This window comes from Paraburkholderia humisilvae (assembly GCF_902859855.1).
Lineage (GTDB): Bacteria > Pseudomonadota > Gammaproteobacteria > Burkholderiales > Burkholderiaceae > Paraburkholderia > Paraburkholderia humisilvae.
In genome coordinates this window covers 58,545-74,733 of record NZ_CADIKH010000013.1, presented here as the reverse complement: position 1 = coordinate 74,733, position 16,189 = coordinate 58,545, and the positions used below count along the sequence as shown (strand labels likewise).

Below are 16,189 nucleotides of genomic sequence, written 5' to 3'. Positions count from 1 at the left end.
TAGTACCCCTTGATTGTCGCGACACGCGACGACCGACCCGACCCTGAATTGTGCCGTTGCGGTGCATGTTCGCCCCTGTCGATTCGTCTTCGGGTCCGACGCGGCGACTGAACTTTCCCAATGTTAATTGTCCATCAGCCCCGTTTATCGGCGCGGGCTGGACGCCTGTCGCGCGTGCCCTTACGATCACATATCATGGTCGGCAACGCACACTGCGCACACAGAATAGAGGATGCGACCCGTATGGAACTGGATGACTTCACCACGTTTGAGCTCAACGGCTGGGAGCAGATTGCCGCCGCTTACAAGCCGCGTTTCGGTGAAGTGACGAAGCAATCCAACGGCGCGTTGCTCGATGCGCTCGACGTCCGCGCGGGCACACGTTTTCTCGATGTGGCAACCGGGCCGGGCTATGTCGCGGGCGTTGCCGCGAGCCGTGGCGCGCAGGCAGTCGGCGTCGACTTCGCGCAAGCGATGATCGACGAGGCGACGCGCGCGTATCCGAATGTGGCATTCCGTCGCGGCAGCGCAGACGCGTTGCCGTTCGCCGACGGCGGTTTCGACGCGGTCGGCATCAGCTTTGGCCTTTTGCATTTTTCCGATCCGGACGAGGCGCTCGCTGAAGCGTTTCGCGTGCTGCGCAGCGGTGCAAAGGTCGGCTTCACCGTGTGGTCGACGCCGGACCGCGCGGTCGACTTCGGCATCGTATTAAAGGCGGTGGAGACATATGGACGTCTCGACGTGCCGCTGCCGTCGGGGCCGCCATTCGCGCGCTTTAGCGACTGGCGCGAGTGCGAACGGACGCTGCGCGCAGTCGGTTTTGTCGAACCGCGGATGACCGAAGTGAGTCAGATATTGCATACGCGCGCGCCCGAGACCGCGTTTCACATGATGCTGCACGGCGGTGTGCGAATGGGCGCGATGCTGAAAGCGCAGACGCCGGAAGCACTCGCATCGATCGAAGCGTCCGTGCTGGAAGAATGTGCGCCGTACCGAAACGGCGATGACATTCGCGTCCCCATGCCATGCGTGCTGGCGTGCGCGACGAAGCCCTGAATTGTTGTGGAGCGACAAGTATGAAGCGTATGCACATTCACGTTTCAGTCGAAAATCTGCCGGAGAGCATCCGCTTTTATAGCGCGATGTTCGGCGGCATCGAGCCGACCGTGCGCAAGCACGACTACTGCAAGTGGGAACTGACCGATCCCGCGGTGAACTTCGCGATCTCGCAGCGCCTTGCGCGCTCGGGCATCGATCATTTCGGCATTCAGGTCGAAACCGAGGAAGAACTGGCCGAAATGCGTAACCGTTTTGCGCTGGCGGAGATCGCCGCGGAAGATCAGGCGGCGGCGCAATGCGGCTATGCGGTCTCCGACAAATCGTGGACGGTCGACCCGCAAGGTGTCGCGTGGGAAACGTTCCGCACGCGCGAACAGTCGCGGCACGATGCTGTCGTCGCTGACCCCGATGGCGAGCCGCCGTCACCGAAAAGACCGCGCCTCGGGCCGCAACCGCAGCCGCAGCCGGCGGTGACGATCGCGTTCAGACGCCGCCGCTGAGCGCGGCGGCCGGCACCAGCACGGCGCCTTCCATTAGCCGCCGCGCGCTGCGGCTCATCACCACTTTCGTCACGGTCCATCTGCCGTCTTTCTGCACGGCCTGCGCGCCGACCGCGAGACTGCCCGAAGGATGGCCGAAGCGCACACTGCCGCCCGCGCGAGGCGCGAGCCGGTTGACGAGCGTGCCGGGTATCGCCGCGGCAACCGCGATCGCGATGGCTCCGGTGCCGGTCATTGCATGGTGCAGTTTGCCCATCGAAAAGATGCGTGCGTTGAGGTCGAGTGTGGCGGCGTCGACTGGCTTGCCGCTCGACGCGACGTAGCTCGAGGGTGGCGCGACGAACGCGAGCTTCGGTGTGTGCGGGCGCCGCGTCGTCGCCTCTTCGGCAGTGTGCGCGAGGCCCATGCGTACCGCCGCATGCGCGCGGATCGCTTCGGCTTTTTCCAGCAGCGCCGCGTTGCCGTTCACATTGCGTTGCAATTCGGTGCCGGTGAGACCAATTGCCGCAGCATCGATAAAGATTGCCGGATTGCCCGCATTGATCATCGTCATTTCGAGCACGCCAACACCAGGCACGTCGAGCGTGTCGAGCGCGTTGCCGGTCGGGAACATGCCGGTGTCCGGCATGTCCGGGTCGGCGTCTCCAGCCGGGTCGAGGAATTCGAGCTTGATCCCGGCAGCTGGAAACGTAACGCCGTCGAGTTCGAAATCGCCTTCTTCGACCACCTCGCCATTGCGCATCGGCACATGCGCGATGATTTTCGCGTGGATGTTCGCCTGCCAGATGCGCACGATTGCGATCCCGTCACGCGGTGCATCGACGAGCCCTTGCGCGATCGCAAACGGGCCGACCGCCGACGTCAGATTGCCGCAGTTGCCGGACCAGTCGACGACCGGCTGGTCGATCGCGACCTGCCCGAAGCGATAGTCAACGTCGCAGTCGTCACGCGACGATGGGCCGACGATCACGACCTTGCTGGTACTGGACGTCGCGCCACCCATGCCATCGATATGCTGGCCGTAAGGGTCGGGGCTGCCGATCACCCGCAGCAGGATACGGTCGCGCAGGACAGGGTCGGCCGGTAGCCAGTCGGGGCGGAAGAACACGCCTTTGCTGGTGCCGCCGCGCATATAGACGGCCACGAATTTCGATTGCGCCAAGAGTCGCTCCTCGTGAGGGCTGGAACCCGGCGAACATCGTGCCGCCGGTTCAAAGAAGACAGGTATCGCGATATCGCTGAACTATACTGACTCAACCAGCTTTAAATCTCCTTTCGAGTCGATCAGTCCATGCAGGTCGGGGCGCTCTCCACCCTCCCGACGGCCAGCAGGTGTTCGGACGCAGCGTTCTCTTCACGGCAGCGAGTGTCGCGCGCCACCTTGCGCGACCTCCTTATTTTGTTTGTTGTCCTATGCGTAGGCGCCGTGCCATTTAGTGGAGACGACAATGAGCAACACGATCATTTACTTTGATGATTATCTCGACCAGTCCGGTGATTTGACGTTAGCGTCGGTCGATAACTACAGCGTACTGGATTACCAGGGAAACCCGCGTTATCCGTCAGGCCAGTCTGTTACGCAGATATCGGCAGGTGCATCGCTGCATTACCGGAGCCCGATTCCGTCAGGCGCATTCACTGCGTGCATGGTGTTCGCCACGACCGGGATTTCCGGACAAAAAATCGAAATTCGCGTGAACGACCCGGCCAGCAGTCCCCTATGGACGTTCACTGTGCAGACAGTCGCGGTGCAGAATGCGTTTATCGACACAGTCTCTGGGAAAAAATCGCTGTCTTTCGACGGTGAACAGGATGTGTACTTCCGCTTTCCAACTGGCTTCAGCGGCGACCTGAACTGGTTCGTGTTCTGTCAGGATCCACCGGGTGAAACGCAGGAAGCGAAGCTACGCCGGATGCAATGGTTCACCGACAGCCGCTTCGGCCATATGATGCATTGGGGGGCCTATTCGGTCCTTGGCCGCGGTGAATGGGTGATGCATAACGAAAACATCCCGAAATCCGACTATATCGAAGAGGCATGCAAGCCTTTTGATCCCACGCAGTACGACCCGCAATATTGGGCATCGGTTATCGAGAGCACCGGCCAGAAGTATCTGACGATCACGACCAAGCACCACGACGGCTTTGCGATGTTCGAAACCAACGTGGTGGATTTCGCCCCCTACGACGTTGTCAACACCGCGTCGATTCACGCGTCGGTGCTGCGACCGCTCGTCGACGCGTGCCGCGGCCGGGGCATTGAATTTTGCACGTATTACTCGTTGCTCGATTGGGGGAACGTCAACGAAGTGGCGATCGAAAACGAAGCCGCCGTCGACCCGGAGAAGATTAACCCCGACGATGTGTGCCGCTACCTGTCGGAACTGAAGGAGCATCTGAAAGAGCTGGTCCAGATATTCGATCCGCCATTGATCTGGTTCGATGGCGCATGGGCGGCGTTTCTCACCGGTGACGTACCCAATCAACTGCGTGCCTACCTGCGCCGGCTGTCTCCCGGGATCGTGATCAACAATCGCCTCGGCGGCGCGCCGAACGTGGGCGACTACGTGACACCCGAACAGAGCATTCCCGCCGGCACGCAAAACGAGCTGTGGGAAACCTGTATGACGGTCAACGACAGCTGGAGCTATACGACGGACGACAACCACTGGAAGCCCGCCGCGGAATTGCTCGGCGATCTGCTGGAATGCGCAAGCAACGGCGGCAATTTCCTGCTGGACACAGGGCCGACCGCCGACGGCGTGATTCCGCAGCCCTGTCTCGACCAGTTGGCGCCGTTGGGCACATGGATGCAGACGTGGGGGCAAGCCATATACGGTACGCGCGCAGGCACACTGGATGTGTCGGCGCAGGCCGGCGCGTATTGCACGTTAGGCAAAGACAATACGTTATATGTGATCGTGACGGCATGGCCGGCCGATCTGCAACTGCGCGTCGATGCGCCCGATAGCGAGATCGGCGACGTGTATTGGCTTGATCAGCCGCAGACAGCGTTGCCGTACCGGATCGTCGATGGCCTGATCACGATCGATCTTCCGCAAGACCCGCCAGATCCGCTCGGCGCGGTTGTCGCGTTCTCGTTCGACCGCATTCCGCAGCCTCGCGTGTACGAGGATAAGGCTTTGCTGCGCGATGCCAGTGCGAGCAACGTCTGGTTCGGAGAGGTCGACACGCACGGACCGCAGTTCGCGGTCGACGGCAACAGCTCGACGCGTTGGGCGGCCGACGATGGGACGAATCCGGTCAGCTTCGAAGTCGATCTGGGCGGGCAGGTGCCGTTCACGAGAGTGACATTCGTGCAGTACGAGCAACGTATCGGCGATTTCGTGATCGACGCACGTGCGAACGGTGTATGGGCAACCATCGCGCAGGGGAGTCGTCCGGGAGTGTGCTACGTGGGATATCTGAGCGGCACGGTGAGCGCGGACGCCGTGCGTCTCACCGTTAACACATGCATCGATCCGGACAACCCGATCAGCCTGTACTCCTTTTCTGTGTTCGATGCGAACGATGCGAGATTGCCGGAGAGGCTGACCGTCGACCTTGCTCGCGGCAGCGCGGCGAGCGCGAGCGACGTCTGGTACGGCAAGGAGACTTACGACGCCGGGTGCGCGATCGACGGGTACGCAAACTCACGTTGGGCCTGCAATGACAATTGCACGATGCCTGTCTTTCTGACCATCAATTTCATCCGACGCGAGGCGTTCAACATCGTCAAGGTGAGCGAATACGTCAACCCGGACGGAAGCAGCCGCATCAGCGATTTCTCAGTGCAGGTGCTGGACAGCGATGGGCAGTCCTGGGTCGACGTGTATCACGGTACGGACATTTCGAAGACGATCGCTTTCGCAGAACAGTGGAGTATGGCACTGCGCATCCAGATCAACGAAAGGACAGGTTCCGGCGGTCCGAGTCTATGGTCCGTCGAGGTGTACCGAACCGCGCACGGCGGTTTTCCGCCGCTGTCCGACGATCAGTTGCTCGAACTCGAAAGCCGCGCTTCGTTCGAGTATTTCTGGCGCGAAGCGAACACCACGGATGGCGCGCCCGGCTTCGGTCTCGTCGCCGACTCGACCGGTTCGCGCCGCGCCAGTATTGCCGATTCGGGCTTTGCGCTGAGCGCCATCGTGATTGCGGTCGAACGGAACTGGATCACCCGTGACGCGGCGGTGGAGCGCTGTCAGAAGTCGTTGCAAGCGTTGCTGTCTTCGGCTCCGCAATACAGGGGCTTTTTTTACCATTTCATCGATATGGACACGCTCGACGCGGCGGACAGTGAAGTGTCCACCGTCGACACGATGCTTGCGCTGAACGGCATACTGACCGCCGGCCAGTATTTCGGCGGTCAGTGCGCGGACCTCGCGCAGCAAATCTTCGATCGCGTCGAATGGTGCAACGCGATCGCACCGGACGGACAGTTCACAATGTCATGGAGGTGCGACGAAGATAGCGGCGACATGGTGATGAGTTCGTCGACGTGGAGCGGATACGCGGAGCAATTCTGCATGTATCCGATGGCGGCTGGCTCGACCACCTACGCGCCGCCGGATAGCGCGACGATGTTCTATTCGTTGAACCGGCCGGTCGACTCCTACGGAGATAGCGGCGACCAGGTTTACGCGGGTGACGGCGCGTTGTTCATTTATCAGTTCTCCCATGCGTGGATCGATTTCCGTCGCGTCATCGACCGCGATGGGTGGGACTGGTGGCAAAACTCAGTCGACGCAAGCCTCGCCAACCGGCAGTTTTGTATCGACAATCATGACGTATTTGCGTCGATGGGCGAAGACGATTGGGGGTTGACCGCGTGCGATGGGCCATCCGGCTACACCGTCTCCGGAGCCCCGCCATCGCGCGACGCGAACACAGGGCATTTCACGGATGGCACCATCACGCCGAGCGGCCCGCTTGGCAGCCTGCCCTTTACGCCGGACGAAAGCCTGTCCGCGCTTCGTCACTGGTACGGCAACCCGCGCTTGTGGGGAGCGTATGGGTTGCTCGAATCCTACAATTTGTCATGCGCCGCGCTTTGGTATGGCACGACGGCATCCGGCTTGATCAAGGGCATTGGGCTGCTGATGATCGAGAACTACCGCAGCGGGTTGATATGGAATACGTACATGGGCCATCCGGTCTTGCGGCGCGGCATCCCGGCGATATTCGACGAAGCGGCTGCGCGCGGCTAAAGGCTCGCATGTTCGGGCCGACGTGCGCACCACGGCGCGTGCGGGCGGATGCGCTGGCCGCCTGCTCAAGCGGCGAGCCGCTCCTTGTGACGCGCGACGAGTTCCACTTCGTCCCGCAGCGCCTTCTTCACCGATGGCCGCGCTTTGATGCGCTCGAAATTTCATGAAGCTCGTCATCGAGCGCGAGTACCGGTATGTAGCCTGGTTCGTTGAACACCGCTTGCACGGCGAGCGAGCAGGTCGCTTCGGCGATGTTGAGTTTCATTTGCGTATCCTTTTTGGGTTGATTGCGCGGTTCGCGTTGCGTGAGTCGCATTGCGATAACGATTGCGAGGGACGAAACTCTACCGGCCGCGCCGTACGGATAAACGCCGTAAGGTGGGTAGAGCGTCGCCGGCACGGCGACAGGGGGGAGCGCGGCTGCCCATGCTGTCTTTATCTTTCCGCACGCACCCGCTACAGTGTCGTTCGGCGCGGCCCGCCGGTGCCGCCTGACAGCTTGCTGGAGAGCACACATGGTCGAACGCGCGGACGCGTCGATATCCGAGATTTCCGCATTCGAAGCGGTGGGCGTGGCGGGCAGCTTCACGAAAGCGGCCGAGTCGCTCGGCACGAGCAAGTCGCATATCGGCAAGCTCGTGCAGCGGCTTGAGGCACGCCTCGGTACGCGGCTCTTTCAACGCACGACACGCGCGGTGCGCCTTACCGAAGACGGCGAAACCTATCTGCGCGCGGTGCAATCGGCGCTTGGCGGCCTGCGAGAAGCGGAACAGGAACTCGCCGCCCGTCGCGACGAAGTCGTCGGGCGCGTGCGGCTCGATTTGCCGGCCTCGTTCGGCAGACTGCTTTTCCCGGCCATTCTCGACTTGCGGCAGCACTATCCAGCGCTCACGTTCGAACTTGGCTTTAGCGACAAGATGTCGGACCCGGTCGCCGACGGATGGGACCTCGTCATCCGCATCGGCGAATTGCCGAAAGACAGCGATATGACTGTGCGCAAGCTGTGCGATACGCGTTTTGGGCTCTACGCCTCGCCTGCTTATCTGGCAGGCCGTGGCGAGGTTCGCTCGATCGCGGACCTCGCCCATCACGATGCAGTCATTTTTCGCGGACCCTCCGGGCGGCTGCGGCCATGGGCGCTCAACGACGGCGACGTGATCCGTTCCATTGCACCGTCACCCGCACTCGTCGTCGAAGACGGCCAGGCGCTCATCGATGTGCTCGCGAACGGGCTCGGTATTTCGCAACTGCTCGACCGCATTGCGCAGCCCCAGGTCGAGTCGGGCCGGCTGCAACATGTTCTGCCCGACGCGGACGTCGACGGCCTGCCCATACACGCGATGATTCCCACGGGCCAGAAGATGCCGTTGAGAACGCGTGTCGTGTTGAATCGGCTGGCTGAATTTTTACAGGGCGCGGCCGCCGCACCTCGCACGGCGGGTACTTCGCGTGCGCGCACGAATGCGGGCTGATTGCAGGTGGGCGTCAATATGACGCCGATGTGGCCCGTCAGATCAGCGTCTTAAGCACGCCGGCGTCCCAGTTGCGCAGCGCGTCGATGCGGCCTTCGCGCACCTTGTTCGCCCAGTCGGGATTCACCAGCATCGCGCGGCCCACAGCGACGAGGTCGAAGTCGCCACGATCCAGCAGCGCGAGCAGTCGGTGGCCGCACGGTGGCTGTGGCCTTCACGTTCCTATCCGATGACGCCTGTCTTCCCGGCTTGTCGGTCGCACTGTCGCTTCACGGGAGACAGACTGACCACGATACGGCGGTTTATCGCCCGCTTGTTCCGCCCGCAAAATGCGTTGCATTGCCGACCGGCGTTTTCCGCGCTTCAACAGTTGCGCATTCGCTTTCCCGTAAAGAGCCTCCGATGAAACCTCGAACGTCCCGCCCTTCGGGCAGCGGCAAGCGGTTGATCCTGCTTGCCGTATGCCTGTCCGCTCTCGTGTTGCCGCTCGCCTTTTCAGGCGGCGCGGTCGCTACTCCTGCGATCGGCCGCGACCTTGCCGGCAACGCGACCGCGCTCACCTGGATCACCAATGCTTTCATGCTCAGCTTCGGCAGCCTGCTGATGGCGGCCGGCGCGCTGGCCGACCAGTTCGGCCGCAAGCGCCTGTTCGGGCTTGGGCTCGGCGGCTTTATCGCGACCTCATTTGTGATGAGCTTCGCGCCGTCCGTGCTGGCGCTCGATATCCTGCGCGCGTTGCAAGGGATCGCGGCGGCCGCTTCGCTGGCGAGCGGTTCAGCGTCGCTCGCGCAGGAATTCGACGGGCACGCGCGCACCCGCGCGTTCAGCATGCTTGGCACGAGTTTCGGCATCGGTCTCGCGTTTGGGCCGTTGATGGCCGGCGCGTTGATCACGCACTTTGGCTGGCGCTCGATTTTCATCGTGATCGCCGCGATCGGCGCGGTCGCATTCGTGTTCGGTGTGCCGAGGATGCGCGAAACGCGCGATCCCGGCGCAACTGGGCTCGACTATCCGGGCACGATCACGTTCACGGGCACGCTGGCGCTTTTCACATTCGGCGTGATCCAGGCGCCGGCGAGCGGATGGGGCAGCCCTTTGGTGATCGGACTGCTAGGCGCATCAGCGCTGCTGCTGGCCGCCTTCGTCGCGATCGAAAGCCGCGTGAAACGGCCGATGCTCGAATTGAGCCTGTTTCGCTATGCGCGCTTTGTGGGCGTGCAGATTCTGCCGGTCGGCACCTGCTATTGCTATATCGTGCTGATCGTCATGCTGCCGCTGCGCTTTATCGGCGCCGAAGGGCTCAGCGAAATGGACGCCGGTATCCTGATGATCGCGCTCTCCGCGCCGATGCTCGTCGTGCCGATGCTGGTCGCGATGTTCACGCGCTGGATTGCGGCGGGCGTGCTGTCGGGCATCGGCTTTCTGATCGCGGCCGCGGGTCTCTACTGGATGAGCGTCGTCGACATGAGCGCGTCGAAAGAGGCGATCGTGTTGCCGATGATCGTGATCGGCATGGGCGCGGGCATGCCGTGGGGCTTGATGGACGGCTTGTCGGTGAGCGTCGTGCCGAAGGAGCGAGCGGGGATGGCGTCGGGTATCTTCAGTACGACGCGCGTCGCGGGCGAGGGCATTGCGCTCGCGATTGTCACGGCGATTCTCGCTGCGCTATCGTATTCGAGCCTCGTGCAAAGCGTGCCGGACAGCGGCGATGCCGCGCTGACGGCGCGCATCGCCGAAGCGGCGCAGCGGATGACGACCGGCGATATGACGCAGGCCGCCGCCGCACTCCCGGAGGTTTCGCGCCACACGTTGTCGCTCAGTTACGCGCACGCGTTCACGAGCTTGCTGCATGTGCTGATCGTGATTACGTTGCTGTCGGCGTTTGCCGCATTCGCGTTTCTAAGCCGTACCGGACCGCAGGACAAGGATCGCGGCGAACCGCGGTCCAGCAACAATAAGCGCGAGAAAGCGACGGTCGTGGACTCGGCAGTCGCGTGATAGCGGGTATATCGCGTGAACCAGCCGGGCAAGCAGAAGAAGCCTGGGACACCGCGTCCCGGGCTTTGTCGCGCAGAGAGCATCATTCAAAATCGGCATGCCGGTTTCCGCACGGAAAGGTGAGCAAATGGGCGAGCGTGGCGAAACCTCCATACCCGATATCTCGTGCTTTATCGCCGTCGCGCAGACCGGCAGTTTTACCCGCGCCGGCGCAGATCTCGGCACGAGCAAATCGAATGTCGGCAAGGCCGTGCAGCGACTCGAAGCGCGCCTGGGCGCACGGCTTTTTCAACGCACAACGCGCGCGGTGCGTCTGACCGAAGATGGCGAGACTTATCTACTCGCCGCGCAGGCCGCACTCGATGGGTTGCACGAAGCGGAACAGCAGCTCGCCGCGCGACGGTCGGAACCGATCGGCCGCGTACGGCTCGATCTGCCGGCCGGTTTTGGCCGTTTGCTCTTGCCCACGTTCGAAGGACTCCGCCGCAAACATCCGAAGATCACGCTCGAACTCGCGTTGACCGACCGCATGTCGGATCCGGTCGGTGAGGGCTGGGACATCGTCGTGCGGATCGGCGAATTGCCGGTCGATAGCGAGATGACGGTGCGCAAGCTGTGCGATCTCAAGCTTGGCCTCTATGCGGCGCCTGCGTATCTCGCGTGCAAAGGACGGCTCGAGACGTCCGCCGATCTCGCGGCGCACGATGCAATCGTGTTTCGCGGCCCGAGTGGGCGGCTGCGCCCGTGGTCATTGCGGGACGGCGCAACGAAGCGCGAAATTTCGATGAACGCGGTGTTGATCATGGCCGACGGGCAGGCGCTGGTTGAAGCGGCCGTCGCAGGCTTTGGCGTCGCGCAGATTCTCGACCGCGTCGCGCGGCCGCATGTCGACGCAGGCCGGCTCGTGCATCTGCTGCCGCATGCGGATGTCGAGGGTCCGCCGGTGCACGCGATTATTCCGCTCGGGCAGAAGATGGCCGCGAAAACGCGGGCGGTGCTCAATCACCTCGCGGAGAGTTTGCGTGAGCGGCAGGAGGCTCGCGCCTGAAAAGCAAAAACGCCCATCCGGTTCACAAACCGGATGGGCGTATTGCGCTGGGAAGGGCGCGCGATGTGGCGTCGCGTGGCTACTTCTGGGCGAGTGGCGGCAGCGCGACTTCGGGTACGACATCGCCCCAGCCGCCACCTAGCGCGCGGATCAGGTTCACCGTGGCCGCCGCCTGTACCCCCTGCAATTGCACGGCGGCCCGCTTTGCCTGCAGCACGGTGCGTTGCGCGTCGATCACGTCCAGATAGTTGGCCGCGCCCTGCGCATACTGCTTGCGCGATAGATCGGCGGCGCGCTGCGAAGCATCGACGGCTTCACCTTGCGTCTTTGTTTGATCTTCGAGAATGCGCATGTCCGACAGATTGTCTTCGACTTCACGGAACGCGGTCAGCACCTGTTGCCGATAGTTCGCGACATCCTCCTCGTAGACCGCGCGCGCATTCGCGAGATTGCCCTTGCGACGGCCGCCATCGAAGATCGGCACGTTGAGCGCCGTGCCCGCCAGCGGGCCGAGCAGGAACGCGCGGCTGCTCCATTTGAACAGGTCGCCGAGTGTCGCCGATTCGAAACCGCCGGTGCCGGTGAGCGTCAGCGACGGGAAGAACGCGGCCTTCGCAACACCGATTCGCGCGTTCGCCGCCGCCATTGCGCGCTCCGCTGCGGCGATATCCGGGCGGCGCTCGAGCAGCGACGACGGCAGCCCGGGCGGCACGCGCAGGTTGACCGGCTGCAACGGATCGGCCGCCATCGAGAATCCGGCGGGCGCTTTCCCGAGCAATACCGCAAGGCTGTGCTCGGACGCGGCGCGCAAACGCTGCACGGTCATCGCGTCGGCACGCGTGGTGGCCAGTTCGGCCTGCGCGCGCGACACATCGAGTTCAGTCACGTCGCCTTCCGCGTAACGGCGTTGCACGAGCTTGAGCGCCTGCTCGCGCAGTTCGACCGCGTGGTTGAACACGTCGATTTCCGCATCGAGCTCGCGCAGCGCGAAGTAGTTCTGTGCGACGTCAGCCTGCAATGCGAGCAGGACCGAACGGAATAACGCCTCGCTTTGTTGCGTATCCGCTTTCGCGGCATCGACGCTCGAGCCGACCCGGCCGAACAGATCCACTTCATACGACGCGCTCGCCTGCGCGCGCCAGAACGTCTGCTGCGGAATATTCGTGCCGTCCGGCTGGAACTGCGATGCCGCCGACACCTTCTGCCGCGTCGGTCCGAAACCGGCATCGAGCGTCGGGAACAAGCCCGCGCGTGCCGCCTGGTTAAGCGCACGCGCTTCCTTCACGCGCGCTGCCGCGGCCTTCAGATTCTGGTTCGCGTCCTGCGCTTCCTGCTCGAGTGCATCGAGCTTCGGATCGTCGAAGACCGTCCACCATGCGCCGCGCGATACCGCTTCGGACGGCTGCGCTGTTTTCCAGTTGCCGGCGTCCGCCGCGGGCAGCCCGGTTTGCACGGCTTCCTTGAACGCAGCGGGCGCCGGTGTCGACGGCACGTCGTAGGTCGGCGCAAGCGAGCAGCCTGCGAGCACCAGTAGCGCACCGAGCAGCATCGAGCCAGTGAATGCGCGTGTCATCATCCATCGTTTCATCGTGTTCTCCTTAGCCTTCGTAAGCCGATTCCGGCAATGGGACAGCGGTAGCGGACTTGCCGCCGGGTTTGCCATCGCCGGCGGCACCATGGGCGCGACTTTCTCCACTGCTGTCGCCGTCGTCATCAGGGCCGTGAATGTGCGGAGGGTGACCGTGCCTGTCTTCGAGGTGCTTGCCGCCTGCGAGCGTGCGCAGCAGCACGTAGAACACGGGCGTTAGCATCAGGCCGAACAGCGTCACGCCCAGCATCCCGAAGAACACCGCGATGCCCATTGCGCGGCGCATCTCGGCGCCGGCGCCGGTCGAGATCACGAGGGGGACCACACCCATGATGAAAGCGATCGACGTCATCAGGATCGGGCGCAGCCGTAGCCGGCTTGCCTCGATCGCGGCCTGTACGATCGAGCGTCCTTGCATCTCCAGCTCGCGCGCAAATTCAACGATCAGAATCGCGTTCTTTGCGGAGAGTCCGACCAGCACCATCAGGCCGATCTGGGTGAAGATGTTGTTGTCGCCGCGCGTTAGCCACACGCCGGTCAATGCGGACAGCAGCGTCATCGGCACGATCAGCAGAATCGCGAGCGGCAACGTGAGGCTTTCGTACATCGCGGCCAGCACGAGGAACACCAGCAGCACGCTGATCGGGAACACCCACAGCGCGGAGTGGCCGGCCAGCACCTGCTGGTAGGTGAGATCGGTCCACTCGAACTTCATCCCGCGCGGCAGCGTTTCCTTCGCGATGCGTTCGATTGCCGCCTGCGCCTGACCGGACGAATAGCCGGGCGCCGGTCCTCCGTTGATATCGGCGGCGGTGTAGCCGTTGTAGCGCACCACCATCTCCGGGCCGTAGGTTGGCGTGACTTTCACGAGCGACGACAGCGGCACCATCTCGCCGGCGGCGTTGCGCGTCTTCAGCTGGCCGATGTCGTTCGCGGTCGCGCGGAACGGCGCGTCCGCCTGCGCGCGCACCTGGAACACGCGGCCGAACTGGTTGAAGTCGTTCACGTAGAGCGAGCCGAGATAGATCTGCATCGTGTCGAACACATCGGTGATATCGACGCCGAGCTGCTTTGCTTTCACCCGATCGAGATCGACGTTCAGTTGCGGCACGTTGATCTGATAGCTTGAGAACGACGGTCCCAGTTCGGGCGCTTGCGCGGCTTTCTTCAGGAATGCCTGTGTCGCGCCATTCAGCGCTTCGTAGCCGAGCGCGCCGCGGTCTTCGATCTGCAGCTTGAAGCCGCCGAGCGCGCCAAGACCGAGCACCGGAGGCGGCGGGAATACGGCGATCTGCGCATCCTTGATCGCACCGAACTTCGTGTTGAGCGCCGCAACGATCTCATTGGCCGTTTCACCTCGATGACGTGTCTTCGACGGCTTCAGCACCACGAACAGCACGCCGGCGCTCGACGAGTTCATAAAACCGTTCACCGACATCCCCGGATACTCGACCGCGCTTTCAACGCCCGGCTGCTTCAACGTGATCTCGGCCATTGCGCGGATCACCTTCTCGGTGCGTTCGAGCGACGCGCCGTTCGGCAACTGCACGATGCTCACGAGGTAATCCTTGTCCTGTGCCGGCACGAAGCCGCCGGGCACGATCTTCGCCATCAGGCCGGCGGCGACGAGCAGGACGCCGTAGATCACGAGCATCGCGACCTTGTGGCCGATCACTTTGCCGACGCCCTTGCCATACGACTCGGAGCCGCGTGCGAACACCTTGTTGAAGACGCGGAAGAACGGACCGAACAGGCGATCGATGACCCGCGTCAATGCATCCTTCGGCGCATGATGGTCACGCAGCAGAAGCGCGGCGAGCGCTGGCGACAGGGTTAGCGAGTTGAACGCCGAGATCACCGTCGAGATCGCGATGGTCATCGCGAACTGCTTGTAGAACTGACCGGTAAGGCCCGACATGAACGCAAGCGGCACGAACACGGCGACCAGCGTCAACGCGATTGCGATGATCGGTCCGCTGACTTCGCGCATCGCTTCGTAGGTTGCTTCGAGCGGGCTCAACCCGGCGGCGATATTCCGTTCGACGTTTTCGACCACCACGATCGCATCGTCGACGACGATCCCGATCGCGAGCACCATGCCAAATAGCGATAGCGCATTGATCGTAAAGCCGAACGCGAGCATCAGCGAAAACGTACCGACGATCGACACCGGCACCGCCAGCAGCGGAATGATCGAAGCACGCCAGCTTTGCAGAAACACGATCACGACGATCACCACCAGCACGATGGCTTCGATCAGCGTGTGCACGACCGCATCGATGCTTTCACGCACAAACTGCGTTGGGTCGTAGACGATCCGATAGTCGACACCATCGGGCATATCCGCCTTCAGGTCCCGCATCGTCTTGCGGACCTCGTCGGAGATTTGCAGTGAATTGGCGCCTGGCTGCTGGTAGATGATCAACTGCGCCGAAGCCTTGTTGTCGAGCAGCGCACGCAGCCCATATTCCTGTGCATCGAGCTCGACGCGGGCGACGTCGCCCAGGCGCGTCACCGCGCCGTCCGCGGAAGTTTTCAGCACGATATGGCGAAATTCCTCCGCGGACTTGAGCCGGCCTTGAGCGTTGATGCTCAGTTGCATCGGCACCTTTTCCGTCATCGGCGGACCGCCGACGAGGCCGGCAGCAACCTGTACGTTCTGCTCGCGGATCGCCTTGACGACATCCGACGCGGTCATGCTCTGGCGTGCGACCTTGGTCGGGTCGAGCCAGATGCGCATCGCGTAGTCGCCGGAACCCCACAACACGACTTCGCCGATACCGGGAATGCGTTCGAGCCGCGTCTTCACATTGATTAACGCGTAGTTGCGCAGATACGTCATGTCGTAGCGATCGTTGGGCGACACCAGATTCACGCCCATGACAAGCGTCGGTGCGGCTTTCACGACGGTCACGCCAAGTCGCTGCACGTCTTCGGGCAAGCGTGGCAGTGCTTGCTGCACGCGGTTTTGCACGAGTTGCGTCGCGAGGTCCGGGTTCGTGCCGAGCTTGAAGGTGACGGTCGTCGTCATATTGCCGTCGCTGTTTGCCTGCGACTGCATGTACAGCATGTTCTCGACGCCGTTGATTTTCTCTTCGAGCGGTGACGCGACGGTTTCGGCAATCACCTTCGGGTTCGCGCCCGGATACTGCGCACGGACCACCACAGATGGCGGCACGACTTCCGGATACTCGGAGGTCGGTAGCATCGACAGCGCGATGATCCCGCCTAGCAGAATGATGACCGACAACACGCCCGCGAAAATGGGCCGGTCGATAAAGAATCTGGAGATGTTCATGATGTTCTTCCCGAATCCT

10 protein-coding genes are annotated in these 16,189 nt (G+C 62.7%); 6 read left to right on the top strand and 4 right to left on the bottom strand.

Going from position 1 to position 16,189, the window contains the following annotated elements; translation table 11 throughout:
- Positions 1 to 243: 243 nt before the first annotated feature.
- Both HV796_RS15530 and HV796_RS15525 read left to right on the top strand, forming a co-directional pair.
- Positions 244 to 1,056, top strand: coding sequence for a class I SAM-dependent methyltransferase (locus HV796_RS15530; RefSeq protein WP_175227390.1), 813 nt, complete (start codon positions 244 to 246; stop codon positions 1,054 to 1,056).
- Positions 1,057 to 1,076: 20 nt separating this feature from the next.
- Positions 1,077 to 1,559 carry a VOC family protein gene (locus HV796_RS15525; protein WP_246355882.1) on the top strand — a complete coding sequence of 161 codons (483 nt, stop codon included), beginning with the start codon at positions 1,077 to 1,079 and terminating at the stop codon, positions 1,557 to 1,559.
- Here the strand turns inward: HV796_RS15525 and prpF are convergent.
- Positions 1,543 to 2,721 (bottom strand): 2-methylaconitate cis-trans isomerase PrpF, encoded by a 1,179-nt coding sequence (prpF, locus tag HV796_RS15520; protein WP_175227389.1) that lies wholly within the window; start codon positions 2,719 to 2,721, stop codon positions 1,543 to 1,545. The two genes, HV796_RS15525 and prpF, sit on opposite strands and share 17 nt — an antisense overlap.
- A 286-nt stretch (positions 2,722 to 3,007) precedes the next feature.
- On the opposite strand from prpF, the gene HV796_RS15515 reads away from it, so the two are divergent.
- Entirely contained in the window at positions 3,008 to 6,766 is a 3,759-nt protein-coding gene (locus tag HV796_RS15515) for an alpha-L-fucosidase (RefSeq protein WP_175227388.1), read from the top strand.
- Positions 6,767 to 6,893: 127 nt separating this feature from the next.
- On the opposite strand, the gene HV796_RS15510 is transcribed toward HV796_RS15515, so the two are convergent.
- Entirely contained in the window at positions 6,894 to 7,031 is a 138-nt protein-coding gene (locus tag HV796_RS15510) for a hypothetical protein (protein ID WP_175227387.1), read from the bottom strand.
- A 250-nt stretch (positions 7,032 to 7,281) separates the two neighbouring features.
- Between HV796_RS15510 and HV796_RS15505 the strand changes: the two genes are divergently transcribed.
- The 3 genes from HV796_RS15505 (at position 7,282) to HV796_RS15490 (ending at position 11,284) form a co-directional block, all read left to right on the top strand.
- Positions 7,282 to 8,238 (top strand): LysR family transcriptional regulator, encoded by a 957-nt coding sequence (locus HV796_RS15505; RefSeq protein WP_175227386.1) that lies wholly within the window; start codon positions 7,282 to 7,284, stop codon positions 8,236 to 8,238.
- Between the two features lie 402 nt (positions 8,239 to 8,640).
- Positions 8,641 to 10,236: an MFS transporter gene (locus HV796_RS15495; RefSeq protein ID WP_175227385.1), complete on the top strand. Its 1,596-nt coding sequence runs from the start codon at positions 8,641 to 8,643 to the stop codon at positions 10,234 to 10,236.
- A 127-nt stretch (positions 10,237 to 10,363) separates the two neighbouring features.
- On the top strand, positions 10,364 to 11,284 hold the full coding sequence (locus HV796_RS15490; RefSeq protein ID WP_175227384.1) for a LysR family transcriptional regulator: 921 nt from the start codon (positions 10,364 to 10,366) through the stop codon (positions 11,282 to 11,284).
- A 79-nt stretch (positions 11,285 to 11,363) separates the two neighbouring features.
- Here HV796_RS15490 and HV796_RS15485 read toward each other — a convergent pair whose 3' ends face one another.
- Both HV796_RS15485 and HV796_RS15480 read right to left on the bottom strand, forming a co-directional pair.
- The gene (locus HV796_RS15485) at positions 11,364 to 12,872 is read right to left on the bottom strand and encodes an efflux transporter outer membrane subunit (protein WP_175227383.1); all 1,509 of its coding nucleotides are present in this window, start codon (positions 12,870 to 12,872) and stop codon (positions 11,364 to 11,366) included.
- A gap of 10 nt (positions 12,873 to 12,882) precedes the next feature.
- A complete protein-coding gene (locus tag HV796_RS15480; protein WP_175227382.1) occupies positions 12,883 to 16,170 on the bottom strand; it encodes an efflux RND transporter permease subunit in 3,288 nt (1,095 codons plus the stop codon).
- Between the last annotated feature and the right edge of the window lie 19 nt (positions 16,171 to 16,189).